Origin of the sequence: Arthrobacter sp. Edens01, from assembly GCF_001307035.1 — a bacterium.
GTDB lineage: Bacteria > Actinomycetota > Actinomycetes > Actinomycetales > Micrococcaceae > Arthrobacter_B.
The window spans coordinates 415,796-431,503 of record NZ_LKIU01000002.1 but is presented as its reverse complement, the minus strand read 5'-3'; the positions used below and the strand labels follow the sequence as shown (position 1 = coordinate 431,503).

At 63.8% G+C, this 15,708-nt stretch carries 14 protein-coding genes; 3 read left to right on the top strand and 11 right to left on the bottom strand.

Features of this window, described 5'->3' with window-relative positions; genetic code table 11:
* Positions 1–11 precede the first annotated feature (11 nt).
* The 6 genes from rplB to AO716_RS17805 form a co-directional block, all read right to left on the bottom strand.
* Positions 12–851: a 50S ribosomal protein L2 gene (rplB, locus tag AO716_RS02400; protein ID WP_055239349.1), complete on the bottom strand. Its 840-nt coding sequence runs from the start codon at positions 849–851 to the stop codon at positions 12–14.
* Between the two features lie 30 nt (positions 852–881).
* On the bottom strand, positions 882–1,187 hold the full coding sequence (gene rplW / locus AO716_RS02395; protein ID WP_055239348.1) for a 50S ribosomal protein L23: 306 nt from the start codon (positions 1,185–1,187) through the stop codon (positions 882–884).
* The gene (gene rplD, locus AO716_RS02390; protein ID WP_055239347.1) at positions 1,184–1,798 is read right to left on the bottom strand and encodes a 50S ribosomal protein L4; all 615 of its coding nucleotides are present in this window, start codon (positions 1,796–1,798) and stop codon (positions 1,184–1,186) included. The genes rplW and rplD overlap by 4 nt, the downstream gene beginning before the upstream one ends.
* 4 nt (positions 1,799–1,802) lie before the next feature.
* Positions 1,803–2,459, bottom strand: coding sequence for a 50S ribosomal protein L3 (gene rplC / locus AO716_RS02385; protein ID WP_055239346.1), 657 nt, complete (start codon positions 2,457–2,459; stop codon positions 1,803–1,805).
* A gap of 16 nt (positions 2,460–2,475) precedes the next feature.
* Positions 2,476–2,784: a 30S ribosomal protein S10 gene (gene rpsJ / locus AO716_RS02380; protein WP_003803825.1), complete on the bottom strand. Its 309-nt coding sequence runs from the start codon at positions 2,782–2,784 to the stop codon at positions 2,476–2,478.
* A 541-nt stretch (positions 2,785–3,325) separates the two neighbouring features.
* Positions 3,326–3,454 (bottom strand): hypothetical protein, encoded by a 129-nt coding sequence (locus AO716_RS17805; protein ID WP_268753542.1) that lies wholly within the window; start codon positions 3,452–3,454, stop codon positions 3,326–3,328.
* Positions 3,455–3,675: 221 nt separating this feature from the next.
* On the opposite strand from AO716_RS17805, the gene aroA reads away from it, so the two are divergent.
* The 3 genes from aroA to AO716_RS02365 are packed head-to-tail and all read left to right on the top strand — an operon-like array spanning position 3,676 to position 10,038.
* Positions 3,676–6,705 (top strand): 3-phosphoshikimate 1-carboxyvinyltransferase, encoded by a 3,030-nt coding sequence (gene aroA / locus AO716_RS02375; protein WP_055239345.1) that lies wholly within the window; start codon positions 3,676–3,678, stop codon positions 6,703–6,705.
* Entirely contained in the window at positions 6,702–7,916 is a 1,215-nt protein-coding gene (locus tag AO716_RS02370; protein ID WP_200907575.1) for an acyl-CoA dehydrogenase family protein, read from the top strand. Before aroA ends, AO716_RS02370 begins: the two co-directional genes overlap by 4 nt.
* Before the next feature lie 10 nt (positions 7,917–7,926).
* Positions 7,927–10,038, top strand: a complete 2,112-nt coding sequence (locus AO716_RS02365; protein WP_200907574.1) for an FAD-dependent oxidoreductase — start codon at positions 7,927–7,929, stop codon at positions 10,036–10,038.
* Between the two features lie 52 nt (positions 10,039–10,090).
* On the opposite strand, the gene tuf is transcribed toward AO716_RS02365, so the two are convergent.
* The 5 genes from tuf to AO716_RS02340 form a co-directional block, all read right to left on the bottom strand.
* Positions 10,091–11,281 carry an elongation factor Tu gene (gene tuf, locus AO716_RS02360; RefSeq protein WP_055239344.1) on the bottom strand — a complete coding sequence of 397 codons (1,191 nt, stop codon included), beginning with the start codon at positions 11,279–11,281 and terminating at the stop codon, positions 10,091–10,093.
* 221 nt (positions 11,282–11,502) lie between these two features.
* Positions 11,503–13,617 carry an elongation factor G gene (gene fusA / locus AO716_RS02355; RefSeq protein WP_055239343.1) on the bottom strand — a complete coding sequence of 705 codons (2,115 nt, stop codon included), beginning with the start codon at positions 13,615–13,617 and terminating at the stop codon, positions 11,503–11,505.
* A gap of 112 nt (positions 13,618–13,729) precedes the next feature.
* Positions 13,730–14,200 (bottom strand): 30S ribosomal protein S7, encoded by a 471-nt coding sequence (gene rpsG, locus AO716_RS02350; protein WP_055239342.1) that lies wholly within the window; start codon positions 14,198–14,200, stop codon positions 13,730–13,732.
* 1 nt (position 14,201) lies between these two features.
* The gene (gene rpsL / locus AO716_RS02345) at positions 14,202–14,576 is read right to left on the bottom strand and encodes a 30S ribosomal protein S12 (RefSeq protein ID WP_055239341.1); all 375 of its coding nucleotides are present in this window, start codon (positions 14,574–14,576) and stop codon (positions 14,202–14,204) included.
* A gap of 333 nt (positions 14,577–14,909) precedes the next feature.
* Positions 14,910–15,701 carry an IclR family transcriptional regulator domain-containing protein gene (locus AO716_RS02340; RefSeq protein ID WP_055239340.1) on the bottom strand — a complete coding sequence of 264 codons (792 nt, stop codon included), beginning with the start codon at positions 15,699–15,701 and terminating at the stop codon, positions 14,910–14,912.
* Positions 15,702–15,708 lie beyond the last annotated feature (7 nt).

Sequence of the window (15,708 nt, the reverse complement as noted above, 5' to 3'; positions counted from 1 at the left end):
TTTCCAGGCTCCTATCGCTTGTTCTTGCCGGAACGACGGCGACGCACAATAAGCTTGTCGCTCTCTTTGTTGGGGCGGCGGGTACGGCCCTCGGGCTTACCGTTCGGGTTGACCGGGTGGCGTCCACCACTGGTCTTGCCTTCGCCGCCACCATGCGGGTGGTCAACCGGGTTCATGGCGACACCGCGAACGGTCGGGCGAACGCCCTTCCAGCGCATGCGGCCGGCCTTGCCCCAGTTGATGTTGGACTGCTCGGCGTTGCCGACCTCGCCAATGGTGGCGCGGCAGCGGACGTCGACGTTGCGGATTTCGCCGGAAGGCAGACGCAGCTGGGCGAAGCGGCCTTCCTTTGCAACCAGCTGAACCGATGCACCGGCGGAGCGGGCCATCTTGGCACCGCCGCCCGGGCGCAGTTCAACGGCGTGGATAACGGTACCCACGGGGATGTTGCGCAGCGGCAGGTTGTTGCCGGGCTTGATGTCAGCCCCGGCGCCGGCCTCTACGAAGTCGCCCTGCTTGAGCTTGTTCGGCGCAATGATGTAACGCTTGGTGCCATCAACGTAGTGCAGCAGCGCAATGCGGGCGGTGCGGTTCGGATCGTATTCGATCTCGGCAACGCGAGCGTTGACGCCGTCCTTGTCGTGCCGGCGGAAGTCGATCAGGCGGTACTGGCGCTTGTGTCCGCCACCCTTGTGCCTGGTCGTGATCTTGCCGGTGTTGTTACGGCCGCCCTTTTTGGGCAGCGGACGTACCAGCGACTTTTCCGGCGTCGACCGCGTGATTTCGGTGAAGTCGGCTACGCTCGAGCCGCGGCGGCCCGGGGTAGTCGGCTTGTATTTACGGATTCCCATTATTTATTCCTCGTTAAAGTGGTCTCCGCCCTAGCTGAGCGGACCGCCGAAGATGTCGATTGTGCCTTCCTTCAGGGTGACAATCGCACGCTTGGTGCTCTTGCGCTGTCCCCATCCGAATTTGGTGCGCTTGCGCTTACCGGCACGGTTGATGGTGTTGATCGAGTCGACCTTGACGGAGAAAATCTTCTCCACGGCCAGCTTGATCTCGGTCTTGTTCGAGCGGGGGTCGACCAGGAAGGTGTACTTACCTTCGTCGATCAGGCCGTAGCTCTTTTCCGAGACGACGGGTGCAAGCACCACGTCGCGAGGGTCCTTTGCGGTGGTCGCGCTCACTTGGCGTCCTCCTTGACAGTGTTCTTGCCGACGAACTCGTCGTAGGCAGCCTGGGTGAAGACCACGTCGTCAGCAACGAGCACGTCGTAGGTGTTCAGCTGATCTACGTAGATCACGTGAACATCGGTGAGGTTGCGCACGGAGAGTGCAGCAATATCGTTGGCGCGCTCGATAACAACGAGCATGTTCTTGCGGTCGGTAAGTGAACGCAGCGCTTCGCGTGCAGCCTTGGTGGACGGCGTTTCGCCGGCTACCAGGGTTTCCAGCACGTGGATGCGGCCGTTGCGTGCCCGGTCAGAGAGAGCTCCGCGAAGTGCGGCGGCAATCATCTTCTTGGGGGTGCGCTGGCTGTAGTCGCGGGGCGTCGGTCCGTGGACAACGCCGCCACCGGTCATGTGAGGAGCACGGATGGAACCCTGACGGGCGCGGCCGGTGCCCTTCTGCTTGAACGGCTTGCGGCCTGCACCGGAAACCTCGGCGCGGGTCTTCGTCTTGTGCGTGCCCTGGCGGGCGGCAGCAAGCTGAGCCACAACTACCTGGTGCAGCAGCGGAACGTTCGTCTGAACGTCGAAGATTGCTGCGGGGAATTCAACAGTTGCTTTGTTAGCCATGAGACTAAGCTCCCTTCACGGCGGTGCGTACGAGGACGACCTGGCCGCGGGCGCCGGGAACGGCACCCTTGATCAGCAGCAGCGACTTCTCGGTATCCACAGCGTGGACGGTGAGGTTCATCGTGGTGTGGCGGACGGCGCCCATGCGGCCGGCCATCCGGAGACCCTTGAAGACGCGGCCGGGGGTGGATGCGCCACCGATGGAACCGGGCTTGCGGTGGTTCTTGTGGGCACCGTGGGAAGCGCCAACGCCGTGGAAGCCATGACGCTTCATGACACCGGCGAAGCCCTTGCCCTTGGAGGTACCGACGACGTCGACCTTCTGGCCGGCTTCGAACATCTCAACAGAGAGTTCCTGGCCGAGCTCGTAGGTGTCAGCGTCAGCGGTGCGCAGCTCAACAACGTGACGGCGAGGCGTAACGCCGGCCTTCTCGAAGTGGCCGGCCAGCGGCTTGGTTACCTTGCGGGGATCGATCTGGCCGTAGCCGATCTGAACGGCGGTGTAGCCGTCCTTCTCCGCATTGCGCAGCTGGGTGATGACGTTGGAATCAGCCTGGACCACGGTGACGGGGATGAGCTTGTTGTTCTCGTCCCAGACCTGGGTCATGCCCAGCTTGGTGCCCAGGAGGCCCTTAACCTGGCGGGTAAGTGAAGAAGACATAATTATCTGCTCCCCCCTACAGCTTGATTTCGATGTTCACGTCTGCAGGCAGGTCAAGACGCATCAGCGAGTCAACGGCCTTAGGCGTGGGGTCAATGATGTCGATCAGACGCTTGTGCGTGCGCATTTCAAAGTGCTCGCGGCTGTCCTTGTACTTGTGCGGCGAACGGATAACGCAGTACACGTTCTTTTCCGTGGGCAGCGGCACGGGGCCTACTACCGTTGCGCCTGCACGCGTGACCGTCTCAACGATCTTCCGTGCTGATACGTCGATGACCTCGTGGTCATACGACTTCAGCCGGATGCGGATTTTTTGTCCCGCCATGGCGTCGTGCCTCTTTCTTCGAGTATTGCTCTCTGTACAGTTTTTGCCCCTGGCGGCCATGTTGGCCCCGGCGCTCCTCCAACAAGCTGAATCCGGAAGCTCCGGGTTCCTCAACCTGCCGAGGCTCCGACCCCCGCGCTCGGGCGTGTCGCAGATTCGAAACTGGCAACACCCGTTCAAGAATGGGGGCGGGTTATATATGGGCTTTTCCCCTGAAGGATCCGACCCTGCGCCAGGCATTATCCTGACCGGGACGCAATCTCATCACGCACACAGTGCCGCGTTAGCGGCCTGCTGAAGCGCGTGCGGGCACAAAAGCGCTTGAACAACTTCTCTAGTCTGCCAGATCTTCCGGCAGAACGCGAATCAGCGTCCACCTTCTGTTTGTGGCTTTTAGCATATGGAGTTGCCGCGAACCGGGATTGCCCGATTCATGGCGCGTCATTTTCTATCAGTCTAGCCCAGCACTGTTCACGGCTAAAATCAGCCGCCGGGCCATGCTGAACATTCCGCGGCCCGGTGGGGGCTCTCCGGGAATGGCCTACGTGTCGCGGCGGTTTGCCCGGCGGATCCGCTTGGCCCGGTCAATCTCATGGGAGAAGTGCCGCTTGCCCCACGCTACGCCGCCAATAACAACCACCGCGATGACCAAGAAGATAAGAAGTTCCATCTCCCGAGCCTAACGGAGCGGGCTGCAGTGTGTCAGCGCACTCCCGGACTCTCTTCTCCCCGCCCTCCCCGGTCCTCCCCCGCACCGAAAAGGGCCGGGCGGATTGGCCGGTCCCCAGCGTGCCGGGAGGCTGGTCTGTTCCGGCTCCGGAACCCAGCTGGTAGCGTCGGCAAGCGGGGTGGCCGCCTGAAAAGGACAGCTGTTCGAAGGGCATCGGTGCCATGTATCTTTCAGTCCTGGGAACACAGCAGCGCATCTTTGGTGAAGCACAGGTGCCCAACTCGAAATACCATGCCCACCGGGCGCTGATCCTGGCTTCCCTGGCGCCCGGCATCAGCCGCATCACCGGTCTTACGGACGCCCGGCACGTCCACTACACCGTGGCCATGCTGCGCCTGCTCGGCACCCGGATCGATATAGACGGCGGCACTTATGTGGTGCACGGCGGGCCTTACCGTCCCGTCCGGAACGAGGTTTCGGCCGGGAGCTCCGGAACCACGCTGTATTTCATGGTGGGACTGGCTGCCCTTGGCTCCAGCGACGTCACCGTAACGGGCCAGAAGTACTTCCAGCGGCGCCCAGTCGGCCCGCTGCTGGCAGCGCTGACGGATATGGGCCTCGACGTCGATTCACCAACCGGCTGTCCGCCGATTCGGGTCCGTGCCCGCCGCCCCTCAGGTGGAGAGGTCCACATCGCCGGGACGCTGTCCCAGTGGATCTCCGGCCTGCTCCTGCTTGCCCCGTTTGCCGACCGGCCCACTTCTGTGGTGGTGGACGGAACCCTCAACGAGAGGACGTATCTGGAGCTGACCGTCAACATGATGCGGCGCTTCGGCCTGGAGGTAGAGGTTCGCGATGACTGGCACCGCTTTGAAGTACCTCCGCAGCAGGAGGCACTCCCCACGGACATGCGCATGCCGGAAGACATTGGTTCAGCCGCCTTTGGCCTCGCGGCGGCGGCCCTGCATCCCGCCGACCTGCTGTTGAAGGGACTGCGGTCCGTCACTGCAGGAGGTGCCGACCATCCCGAGTCGGACTTCCTGGATATTGCCGGGGCCATGGGGCTTCCCATGGAGTACGACGCCGGGGCTGACGGCGTGCGCGTTCGCCACAACGGGCTGAGGCTTCAGCCGGCGGAGATCGACTGCCGGACGGTCCCTGACATGCTGCCGGTCCTGTCCGCGATGGCTGCCTGCGCGGACGGCGAAAGCATCTTCCGCAACGTGGGCCACGTGAGGCTGAAGGAATCGGACCGGGTAGCGGCCATGCTGCAGCTGAACTCCATGGGCGCGGGGGTCCGGATTTCAGGCACCGACCTGCTGGTCAGCGGCACGGAACAGCTCACTGCAGCAGATTTGTCCTCCTTCAACGATCACCGGGTCCTGATGTCCCTGGCCGTGGCTGCCTCCGGAGCAGTGGGGCGCAGCACCTTGAGCTATCCGAACGCCTACCGCATTTCCTACCCGGAGTTCCTGGACGCGATGAACTCCTTCGGGCTCCCCATGAAGGTCCAGGAAGGCCCGGTACCGCGGCAGAAAACCAGCCGCACGGCCAGCGCCCAGGCGAACCGGCAACAGGTCCTGTCACCGGACGAGGCAGCCTCGGTTACCGGCGCGGACTGGGTCCGCCGCTGGGCGGCGGAACGGCCGGACCAGACTGCGGTCACAGACGGGAGGGAGGACGGGCACCTTACCTGGGCCGAGCTCGACGCCGGTGCCGACCAGGCCGCGGCCCTTCTGCTGAACCTGGGGGTCCGTCCCGGAGACCGGGTGGCTTTCCAGTTGCCCAACTGGTCCGAGTTCGTCCTGCTCTCCGCAGCGGTGCTGCGGATTGGAGCGGTCGCTGCACCCGTTATGCCAATCTTCAGGGAACGGGAAGTCGCCTTTGCCCTCCACCGCTCGCGTGCCGCCGTCGTAGTGGTTCCGGAGGAATTCCGCGGCCGGCGCTACGCGGAGGAACTGCGCGGAATCCTTTCCTCCGGGACCGGCGCGGATCCGGCCTATGAACTCGCGGTACGCCATGCAGTGGTCATAGGCGCAGCCGCTCCCGCCCTGCCGCCGGCCGACGGCGGCCTCACCTGGCACGCCTGGGAGCAGGCACTCGCTGAGACATTCGTGGACCGTACCCGAATCGATGCAGCGGCCCCGGCGTCCGATGCCCCGGCCCAGCTGCTGTTCACCTCGGGCACCACAGGCGAACCCAAAGGGGTACTGCACCGGCATTCCACCCTCTCCATGGCTGCCGCCCTGCAGGCCCGGCATCTTGGGCTGCAGCCGCAGGACGCCGTGTTCGTGCCTTCGCCACTGGCTCACCAGACGGGCTTTCTCTACGGAATGTGGCTTTCCTTCGTACTGGGAATTCCCCAGATCCTGCAGCCGGTCTGGGATCCGAACCGGGCACTGAACCTGCTGCAGGGTTGGAAAGGCAGCTTTGTCCAGGCAGCCACCCCCTTCCTCAGCGACCTGGTGAAGGCCGTGGAAGCCGGGGCACCGGCACCTGCCAGCCTGCGGATTTTCGTCAATACCGGTGCAGCCGTCCCGCGCCATCTGGCCGAGCGGGCCACCCGGGTCCTCGGCGCCTGGGTCTGCGGAGCGTTCGGCACCACAGAAACCTGTCTTGGCGCGGTCTCCTCCCCCGGGGGCGACCCGGCCCTGGTCTGGGGAACGGACGGACAGCTGCTGCCCGGTGTGCGGGCCCGGATCGTCAGCGACAACGGACAGCTCCTGCCGCCGGGGACGGAAGGCAACTTCGAGCTGCTGAGCCCCACCATGTTCGAGGGTTACCTGGACCGGCCGGACCTCACCAAGGAAGCCTTTACCGAAGACGGCTGGTACCGGACGGGAGACCTGGCCGCGCTCGACGACGCCGGCTACCTGCGCATCACGGGGCGGGTTCGGGACGTAATCAACCGCGGCGGGGAGAAGATCCCGGTGGCCGAAATCGAACAGCTGCTGTACCGGCACCCGTCCGTGGACGACGTCGCACTGGCAGCCATGCCCGACCCCCGGCTCGGTGAGCGTGCCTGCGCGTTTGTTGTCCCGGCTCCGGGCACCCCTGCACCGACCCTGGCGGAACTCACGGACTATCTGGACAGTTGCCAGGTGTCCAAGCACTATTGGCCGGAACGGCTGGAACTGCTCGAGGCCATTCCCCGCAACCCGGTCGGAAAGGTACAGAAGTTCCTGCTGCGGGAGCGGGCACGGCAGGCAGCGGGGAATCCCTCTGCCGGAACAGACAGGAGCCAGTCGTGAAGACCAGCAGCGTCAACCCCAGCAGCGTCATCTCCAGCACCGTGACCGCAGACGGACGCGGAAGTTCAATCCCGGAGGGCGAGTACCGGGAACTGCTGGCCCGGGTGACGGACTGGGTCCAGGGGCCCGGTGAGGCCTGGGCAGAGGAAATCGAGTCCTCCGGAAGCGTCTCCGATGACCTGTGGAAGGAGCTGCGAAGGGAAGGCTTCCTGTCCCTGGCCGCGCCGCGCAGCCTAGGCGGGGCGGGGCTTAGTTTCCTGCAGTGGATGGGCCTCATGGAAGTCTTTTCCAGATCCCATGCCTCCGTGCGGATGATCGTGCACGTGCTTAACGGAACGTGGCGCGCCATGAACCCGTTCGCAGACGAAACGCAGCGGCAGAAGTTCATTATTCCGGCGGTGGCCGGGGAATCCGTGGTGGCGTTCACGCTGACCGAACCGGCGAACGGCAGCGGCGTGGACATTACCTCTTCGGTCCGCCGTGACGGCGACACCTACTACCTCACCGGGCGCAAGCACCTCATCACATTCGGAGTCCGCTGCGACTACTGGCTGCTCTTCGCCCGGTTGGAGGGAAGTACGGGACGCGGGGGCACTGTTGCCCTGCTCGTGGACCGGAACACGCCGGGCACGGTCGTGGAGGATACGTCCCGGACCATGGGAGTGCACGGCACCGACCATGCATCACTGACTTTTACCGATGCCCCGGTTCCTGTGGCCAACCGGCTTGGCGCCGAAGGGGACGGATTGGCGGTAGCCCTGGGCGGTTTCCTCACCCCAAGCCGCATCTCCGTGGCCATGAGCTGTGTGGGCCTGGCGCAGCGTGCCCAGCAGCTCGCCGTTGACTATGCCCGGCAGCGCACCACGTTTGGCAAGCCGCTGACTTCGCGGCAGGCAATAGCCTTCAGTCTTGCGGAGAATGCGGCGGACATCGCTGCTGCGCGGGCACTCACCCTCACGGCAGCGTCGGCATGGCAGGACGCGGATCCGGGTGCCGCGGCGTTGTCTTCCATGGCCAAGCTGACTGCCGTGGACATGCTCACCCGGGTCACGGACAAAGCCCTGCAGGTGCACGGCGGAATCGGTTACTGGCAGACCCAGCCCATTGAGCGCGTCTACCGCGACGCCCGTGCGCAGCGCTTCGAAGAGGGCACCAATGAGATCCAGAAGGCGGTCATCGCCAGGGACCTGCTGGGCGGGGACCTGGGTTAGGAGCAGCCCGGTGCCCGATGATCCGCGGCTGGGAGTCCGCAGCTTTCCGCACGTGTTCTCACCCGGCGGCATAGGCGGGCTCGCCCTGCCGCACCGGATCATCATGGGCTCCATGCATCTGAACTTCGAGTCCAATCCCCAGGCTCTCGCCGCCTTCTACGGGGAGCGCGCTGCTGCCGGAGCGGCACTGATCGTCACGGGAGGTGCTGCCGTCAACCGGGAGGGTTCCGGCGGCAGTACCTACCTTGTCAGCGCCGAAAAGCCTTTCCTCAAAGCCGCTCGCTCAGCGCTGGAGGCAGTGCACGACGCCGGCGGGCGGCTCGCCCTGCAGCTGTTCCACGCCGGGCGCTACGGCTTCCAGGACACCTACGGGCTGCAGCCACTGGCGCCATCGGCTGTGTGGTCCGCCTATTCCAGCGTCCTGCCGCGTGCCATGAACGAGTCCGACATCGCGCGCACCGTCCAGGACTTCGCCGCCGCGGCGTCGCTGGCCCGTGAACTGGGCTTTGATGCGGTCGAAATCATGGGCTCCGAAGGTTATCTGGTCAACCAGTTCGCTTCCCCGCTGACAAACCTGCGGGACGATGAATGGGGCGGAGACGCGGAGCGCCGTCAGGCATTTCCGCTGGCGGTGCTGGCTGCAGTCCGTGAGGGAGCGGGCTCCGGCTTTCCGGTAATCTTCCGGATGTCCGGCGATGACCTGGTTGAAGGCAGCGGCCCGCCCAGGGAACATCTGGCACTGGCAGCGGCCCTGGCACGCGCAGGTGCCGACGCACTCAATATTGGCATCGGCTGGCATGAATCACGGACACCAACGGTCCAGGCGCTGGTACCCCACGGCAGCTGGCTGCCGGTCGCCGGCCGGATCCGCAGGAACCTGCGCGGGCAGGGACTCAGCGTCCCGGTGATTGGTTCCAACCGGATAAACTCCGTGGCCCAGGCGGAGGCTGTGCTCACGGACGGAACCGTGGACTTCGTGTCGATGGCGCGGCCGTTTCTGGCGGATCCCCGGATCCTGGCGAAGACCGAGGCCGGACGGATGGATCTGGTGAATACCTGTATTGCCTGCAATGAGGCGTGCATCGACAGGTCGCTGGGAACTGAACCTGTTTCCTGCCTGGTGAATCCGCGTGCCGGGCGTGAACTGGACTATCCTGCCCTCCGTTTAACCGGGCGCATTTCCGGAGACAGAGCACGTGCCGCTGTAGTCGGTGGTGGACCTGCCGGAATGCAGGCTGCTGCCACGCTGGCCGCCGCGGGTATTCAAGTAGTCCTTTTCGAAGCCGAAGCGGAGCTGGGAGGGCAGTTCCGCCTAGCCCGTTTGGTGCCCGGCAAAGCCGACTTCGACGAGACAATCCGTTATTTCAGTGTGGAACTGCCCCGCCTGGGCGTGAAGATCCGCACCGGATTCCGTGCCGGTGCGGTGCACCTGGCCGGCTTCGACCACGTGCTGGACGCCACCGGTGTCCTGCCCCGCGCAGTCCGGCTGGCCGGTTCCGGCGGTGTGCCCGTTTTGGACTACCACCAGGCGTTCGCCGACCCGGATGCTCTTCCCGGGCGGGTCGCTGTCGTCGGCGCCGGAGGCATAGCCGTGGACCTGGCGCACCTGCTCCTGCAGCCCCATGCACTCCCCCGCTCCGGGCCGGAATCAACGGATGCCGCAAGGGCACGTTTCGCGCGGGAACACCTGCGGGACGGAACCGCGCAGCCGGGCGGCCGGTGCGTCACCCTGCTTCGCCGCGGCGGACGCATCGGCGAAGGAATCGGACCGTCGACGCGCTGGGCGGCACTGCAGGCCCTGCGCAGCGCCGGGGTCCGCCTGTACACCGGCGTGAGCTACCGGGGGCTGGCTCCCGGCGGCCTTGAAATCACCGCTGCCGGCGGCACTGAGGAACTCATCCCCGCGGAGGCGGTCATTGTCGCTGCGGGACAGGTGGAGAACACCCGCCTGCAGCGGGATCTTCGCCGCGCCGGCGTGCCCCACACCGTGATCGGCGGTGCTGCCTCCGCCGCGGGACTCAACGCCGTCCGCGCCTTCGCCCAGGGGCTGGAAGCCGGCACAGCTGTCGCGCAGCAGCTGGCCGGCGTCACCCGGGAACGCAAAAGGGCCCCGCTGCCGTAGCAGCGGGACCCTTTAATGCTGAACCGGATGGTCCGAGCGTCAATAGATCAAATTACTTGATGATCTTGGTGACGCGGCCGGATCCAACGGTGCGGCCGCCTTCGCGGATAGCGAAGCCGAGGCCCTCTTCCATTGCGATCGGCTGGATCAGTTCAACGGTCATTTCGGTGTTGTCACCGGGCATAACCATTTCCGTACCCTCGGGCAGGGTGATGACACCCGTGACGTCGGTGGTGCGGAAGTAGAACTGCGGGCGGTAGTTCGAGTAGAACGGGTTGTGGCGGCCGCCTTCATCCTTGGACAGGATGTAGACGTTGGCCTCGAAGTCGGTGTGCGGGGTGATGGAACCCGGCTTCACGACAACCTGGCCACGCTCTACGTCTTCGCGCTTGATGCCGCGGAGCAGCAGGCCACAGTTCTCGCCGGCCCATGCTTCGTCAAGCTGCTTGTGGAACATCTCGATACCGGTAACCGTGGTCTTCTGGATCGGGCGGATGCCAACGATCTCGACCTCGGAGTTGATAGCGAGGGTACCGCGCTCGGCGCGGCCCGTAACAACGGTGCCACGACCGGTGATGGTGAAGACGTCCTCGATCGGCATCAGGAACGGCTTGTCCTTGTCGCGAACGGGGTCAGGAACGTTGTTGTCAACGGCTTCCATCAGTTCTTCGACGGACGCAACCCACTTGGGGTCGCCTTCCAGTGCCTTCAGGCCGGAAACGCGAACGACGGGAGCGTTGTCGCCGTCGAACTCCTGGGAGCTCAGCAGTTCGCGAACTTCCATTTCCACGAGGTCGAGGAGTTCTTCGTCCTCAACCATGTCGGACTTGTTCAGTGCGACCAGCAGGTAGGGAACACCAACCTGGCGGGCCAGCAGAACGTGCTCGCGGGTCTGAGCCATCGGGCCGTCAGTAGCGGCAACCACGAGGATTGCGCCGTCCATCTGAGCAGCACCGGTGATCATGTTCTTGATGTAGTCAGCGTGGCCCGGGGCGTCAACGTGTGCGTAGTGACGCTTCTCGGTCTGGTACTCAATGTGCGAGATGTTGATGGTGATACCGCGCTGGCGCTCTTCCGGCGCGGAGTCAATAGCAGCGAAGTCGCGCTGCTCGTTCAGGTCAGGGTACTTGTCAGCAAGCACCTTCGAAATGGCAGCGGTCAACGTGGTCTTTCCATGGTCAACGTGACCAATGGTGCCGATGTTGACGTGCGGCTTAGTCCGCTCGAACTTTGCCTTCGCCACGGGTTCCTCCTAGAAAGGTTAGAAGACTCAATCACCAGCCGCGCTTCTCGCAACTGATCCGATACAAGTCTACTGGGGGCTGTTTATTTGATGAAATTGCCTTGTGCCACGGTTCCCGCAGGTCCCGCCCAGTCTGGCCGTGCGGCCCGTCCGTCCGGGTTTCCCCTTAGGACGGGCCACACACGGCCGGCGTTCCGGATGTCCGGAACGCCGGCTTGGTCTTACTCGCCGCGCGTCTTCTGGATGATCTCGTCGGCTACTGCCTTCGGGACCTCTGCGTAGCTGTTGAACTGCATCGAGTAAACGGCGCGGCCCTGGGTCTTGGACCGCAGGTCACCGATGTACCCGAACATGCCGGACAGCGGAACGAGGGCACGAATGACCTTCACGCCGCTGGCGTCTTCCATCGACTGCATCTGCCCGCGGCGCGAGTTGATGTCACCGATGACTTCACCCATGTATTCCTCAGGGGTGCGGACTTCGACATCCATGATCGGTTCCAGAAGAACCGGGCTGGCCATCTTCGCAGCTTCCTTGAAAGCCTGGCGGCCGGCGATCTTGAACGCCATTTCGGAGGAGTCAACATCGTGGTAAGCGCCGTCAATCAGCGTTGCCTTGATGCCCACCACCGGGTAGCCGGCGAGGATGCCGTCGTTCAGGGCGCTCTGGATGCCCTGGTCAACGGAGGGGATGTACTCGCGCGGAACACGGCCACCGGTGACCTTGTTGTCGAACTCGTACAGCGCACCTTCTGCAGTATCCAGCGGCTCGATGGCAATCTGGATCTTTGCGAACTGGCCGGAGCCACCCGTCTGCTTCTTGTGCGTGTAGTCGTAGCGCTCGACCGTACGGCGAATCGTTTCGCGGTAGGCAACCTGGGGCTTGCCCACGTTTGCCTCAACCTTGAACTCGCGGCGCATGCGGTCCACCAGGATGTCCAGGTGGAGCTCGCCCATGCCGGCGATGATCGTCTGGCCGGTGTCTTCGTCGAGGGAGACCTGGAAGGTCGGGTCCTCTTCGGAGAGCTTCTGGATGGCCGTGGAGAGCTTCTCCTGGTCACCCTTGGTCTTCGGCTCGATTGCCACGGAGATGACGGGCTCGGGGAAGCTCATCGATTCCAGGACGATCGGGTTCTGAAGGTCGCACAGGGTGTCGCCCGTGGTCGTATCCTTCAGGCCGATGGCTGCATAGATGTGGCCGGTGGTGATTTCATCCACCGGGTTCTCCTTGTTGGCGTGCATCTGGAAGAGCTTTCCGATGCGCTCCTTCTTCTGCTTGGTCGAGTTCATGACCTGGGCGCCGGAAGCAGCCTTGCCGGAGTAAACGCGGATGTAGGTCAGACGGCCGAAGAACGGGTGCGTCACAACCTTGAATGCCAGTGCGGAGAACGGAGCATCAGCGTCAGCGGCGCGTTCGAGGATGACCTCTTCGTCGCGGATGTCGTGGCCCTTGATGTTCGGGACATCGAGCGGGGACGGCAGGAAGGCGACGACGGCGTCAAGCATCGGCTGAACGCCGCGGTTCTTGAACGCGGAACCGCACAGCACCGGGTAGACCTCGGAGTTGACGGTCAGCTTGCGGATACCGGCCTTCAGTTCCTCAACGGTGAGTTCTTCACCTTCGAGGTACTTTTCCATCAGCTCTTCGCTGGCTTCGGCAACGGTTTCAACGAGCTTGGCGCGGTACTCTTCGGCCTTTTCCTGCAGGTCTGCGGGGATCGGCTCAACTTCGTACTTGGCGCCCATGGTCACGTCGCCCTTGGCGTCGCCGCGCCAGGTCAGTGCACGCATTTCGAGGAGGTCAACAACGCCCTCGAATTCGCTTTCAGCACCGATCGGCAGCTGGAGGACCAGCGGCTTGGCGCCAAGGCGGTTGATGATGGTGTCGACGGTGAAGTAGAAGTCGGCGCCCAGCTTGTCCATCTTGTTGACGAAGCAGATACGCGGAACGTTGTACTTGTCAGCCTGGCGCCAGACAGTCTCAGACTGCGGCTCCACGCCTTCCTTGCCGTCGAATACGGCTACGGCGCCGTCAAGCACGCGCAGGGACCGCTCAACCTCGACAGTGAAGTCAACGTGACCCGGCGTGTCGATGATGTTGATCTGGTTGTTGTCCCAGTAGCACGTGGTAGCTGCGGAGGTAATGGTGATACCCCGCTCCTGCTCCTGTGCCATCCAGTCCATGGTCGAAGCGCCGTCGTGCGTTTCGCCAATCTTGTGGTTGACACCGGTGTAGAACAGGATGCGCTCGGTGGTGGTGGTCTTGCCGGCATCAATGTGCGCCATGATGCCGATGTTGCGGACCTTGTTGAGGTCGGTAAGCACGTCCAGTGCCACGGTTACTCCCTAGTTTTGGTTCTGGCCCCGCCGGTCACCTATTCGGCCTTCGGCCCTGGGCCCGCCGAAGCGGGCCGCAGGGCCTTGGCTGAAAAGATGTACGTGGTGCTTATTACCAGCGGTAGTGGGCGAAGGCCTTGTTGGACTCGGCCATCTTGTGGGTGTCTTCGCGACGCTTCACAGCAGCACCAAGACCGTTTGAGGCGTCCAGGATTTCGTTGCGCAGACGCTCAGTCATCGTCTTCTCGCGGCGGGCCTTGGAGTAGCCAACCAGCCAGCGCAGGGCCAGTGCGGTTGCACGGCCCGGCTTGACCTCAACCGGAACCTGGTAGGTGGCGCCACCAACACGGCGGGACTTGACCTCAAGGCTCGGCTTGATGTTGTCCATGGCCTTCTTCAGGGCTGCAACCGGATCCTGGCCGGTCTTCTCCTGTGCGCCTGCAAGTGCACCGTAAACGATGCGCTCTGCGGTGGACTTCTTGCCGTCGACGAGGACCTTGTTGATCAGCTGCGTGACCAGCGGGGAGCCGTAGACGGGATCGACTGCGAGCGGCCGCTTGGGGGCCGGACCCTTGCGGGGCATATTACTTCTTCTCCATCTTCGCGCCGTAGCGGCTGCGAGCCTGCTTGCGGTTCTTGACACCCTGGGTGTCCAGTGCGCCGCGAACGATCTTGTAACGGACACCGGGCAGGTCCTTCACACGGCCACCGCGGACCAGCACGATGGAGTGTTCCTGCAGGTTGTGACCCACACCGGGGATGTAGGCAGTAACTTCCACGCCGCCGTTGAGGCGGACACGGGCTACCTTGCGCAGAGCCGAGTTCGGCTTCTTCGGGGTGGTGGTGTAAACACGGGTGCACACACCACGGCGCATCGGGCTGCCCTTAAGGGCAGGAGCCTTGGTCTTGGAGACCTTGGGTGAGCGGCCCTTGCGGACCAGCTGCTGAATCGTAGGCACTTATCAGTTCTCCGTTTTATCTCGAGAAAAATTCTCTGGTTGCGCTTGCTCCGGCCCGCATCCTGCAGGCCCTCAGCGAGGCTTTTCAAAGTTGTTGCCGCAGTACCCCCGAGACGTTCCGTGATCCGAAGCGACCGTAGGCGTGCAAAAGTGTGGCATTCGTTGCACAAGAACCCTGCAACCCGGAAACAGGCCCCCACCCGCGCCTCGGAGACGGAATCCGAGAGAACATGCGAGCGGCCTTCATCCACTGCCACACAAACAATTATTAACAGTCTAGCAGACTTCCCGGCTGGATTAATCCGGGGCTGCAGCGGACCGGTTTAGCTCGGTTTAGCTCCGTGCCGCCAGCGCCTGCGTGATCTTCCGTGACGCCTCCTGCAAATGCGGCAGCACCTGCGCCGCCGCTTCCTCCAGTGTAGGCCCGTCAAGCCCAAGGGTCGCCTGCATGGAGGTATTCAGCGCAGCGATCACTTCCCCGCCGGGGCTGAAGATGGGCACTGCCACCGAGCGAAGGCCCCGTTCAAGTTCCTGGTCGACCACGGCCCAGCCCTGGTCACGCACTTTCCGGACCTCCGCACGGAGCCCGGACTCAGTGGTGATGGTGCGCTCTGTCAGCGGGGTGAGTTCCACCGCGGCGAAGTAGGCGTTGAGTGCTTCGGCGTCCAGTCCGGCCAGCAGCACCCTGCCCATGGAAGTCGCATAGGCGGGGAAGCGGGTACCAACGGTAATACCCACGGTCATAAGCCGGCGGGTATGGATCCTGGCAACGTAGACAATCTCGTTTCCGTCCAGGATCGAGGCAGAGGTCGATTCGTGGATTTCCCGCGAGAGATCCTCCAGGAGCGGCTGTGCCAGCTGGGGCAGCGACTGCCCGGCCAGGTAGGAATAACCCAGCTGCAGCACCAGGGCCGTGAGCTCGAAGCTGCGTCCGTCCGTGCGGACATATCCCAGTTCCACCAGGGTCAGCAGGAACCGGCGGGCGGTTGCCCGGGTAAGGCCGGTGCGGCGGGAGACATCACTCAGCGTCATCTGGACGTGTTCTGCGTCGAAGGCCCGGATGACGGCCAGGCCGCGGGCCAGTGACTGGACGAACTGGTCACTGGCCGCGATGGTTTCGCTCATGTCTCCC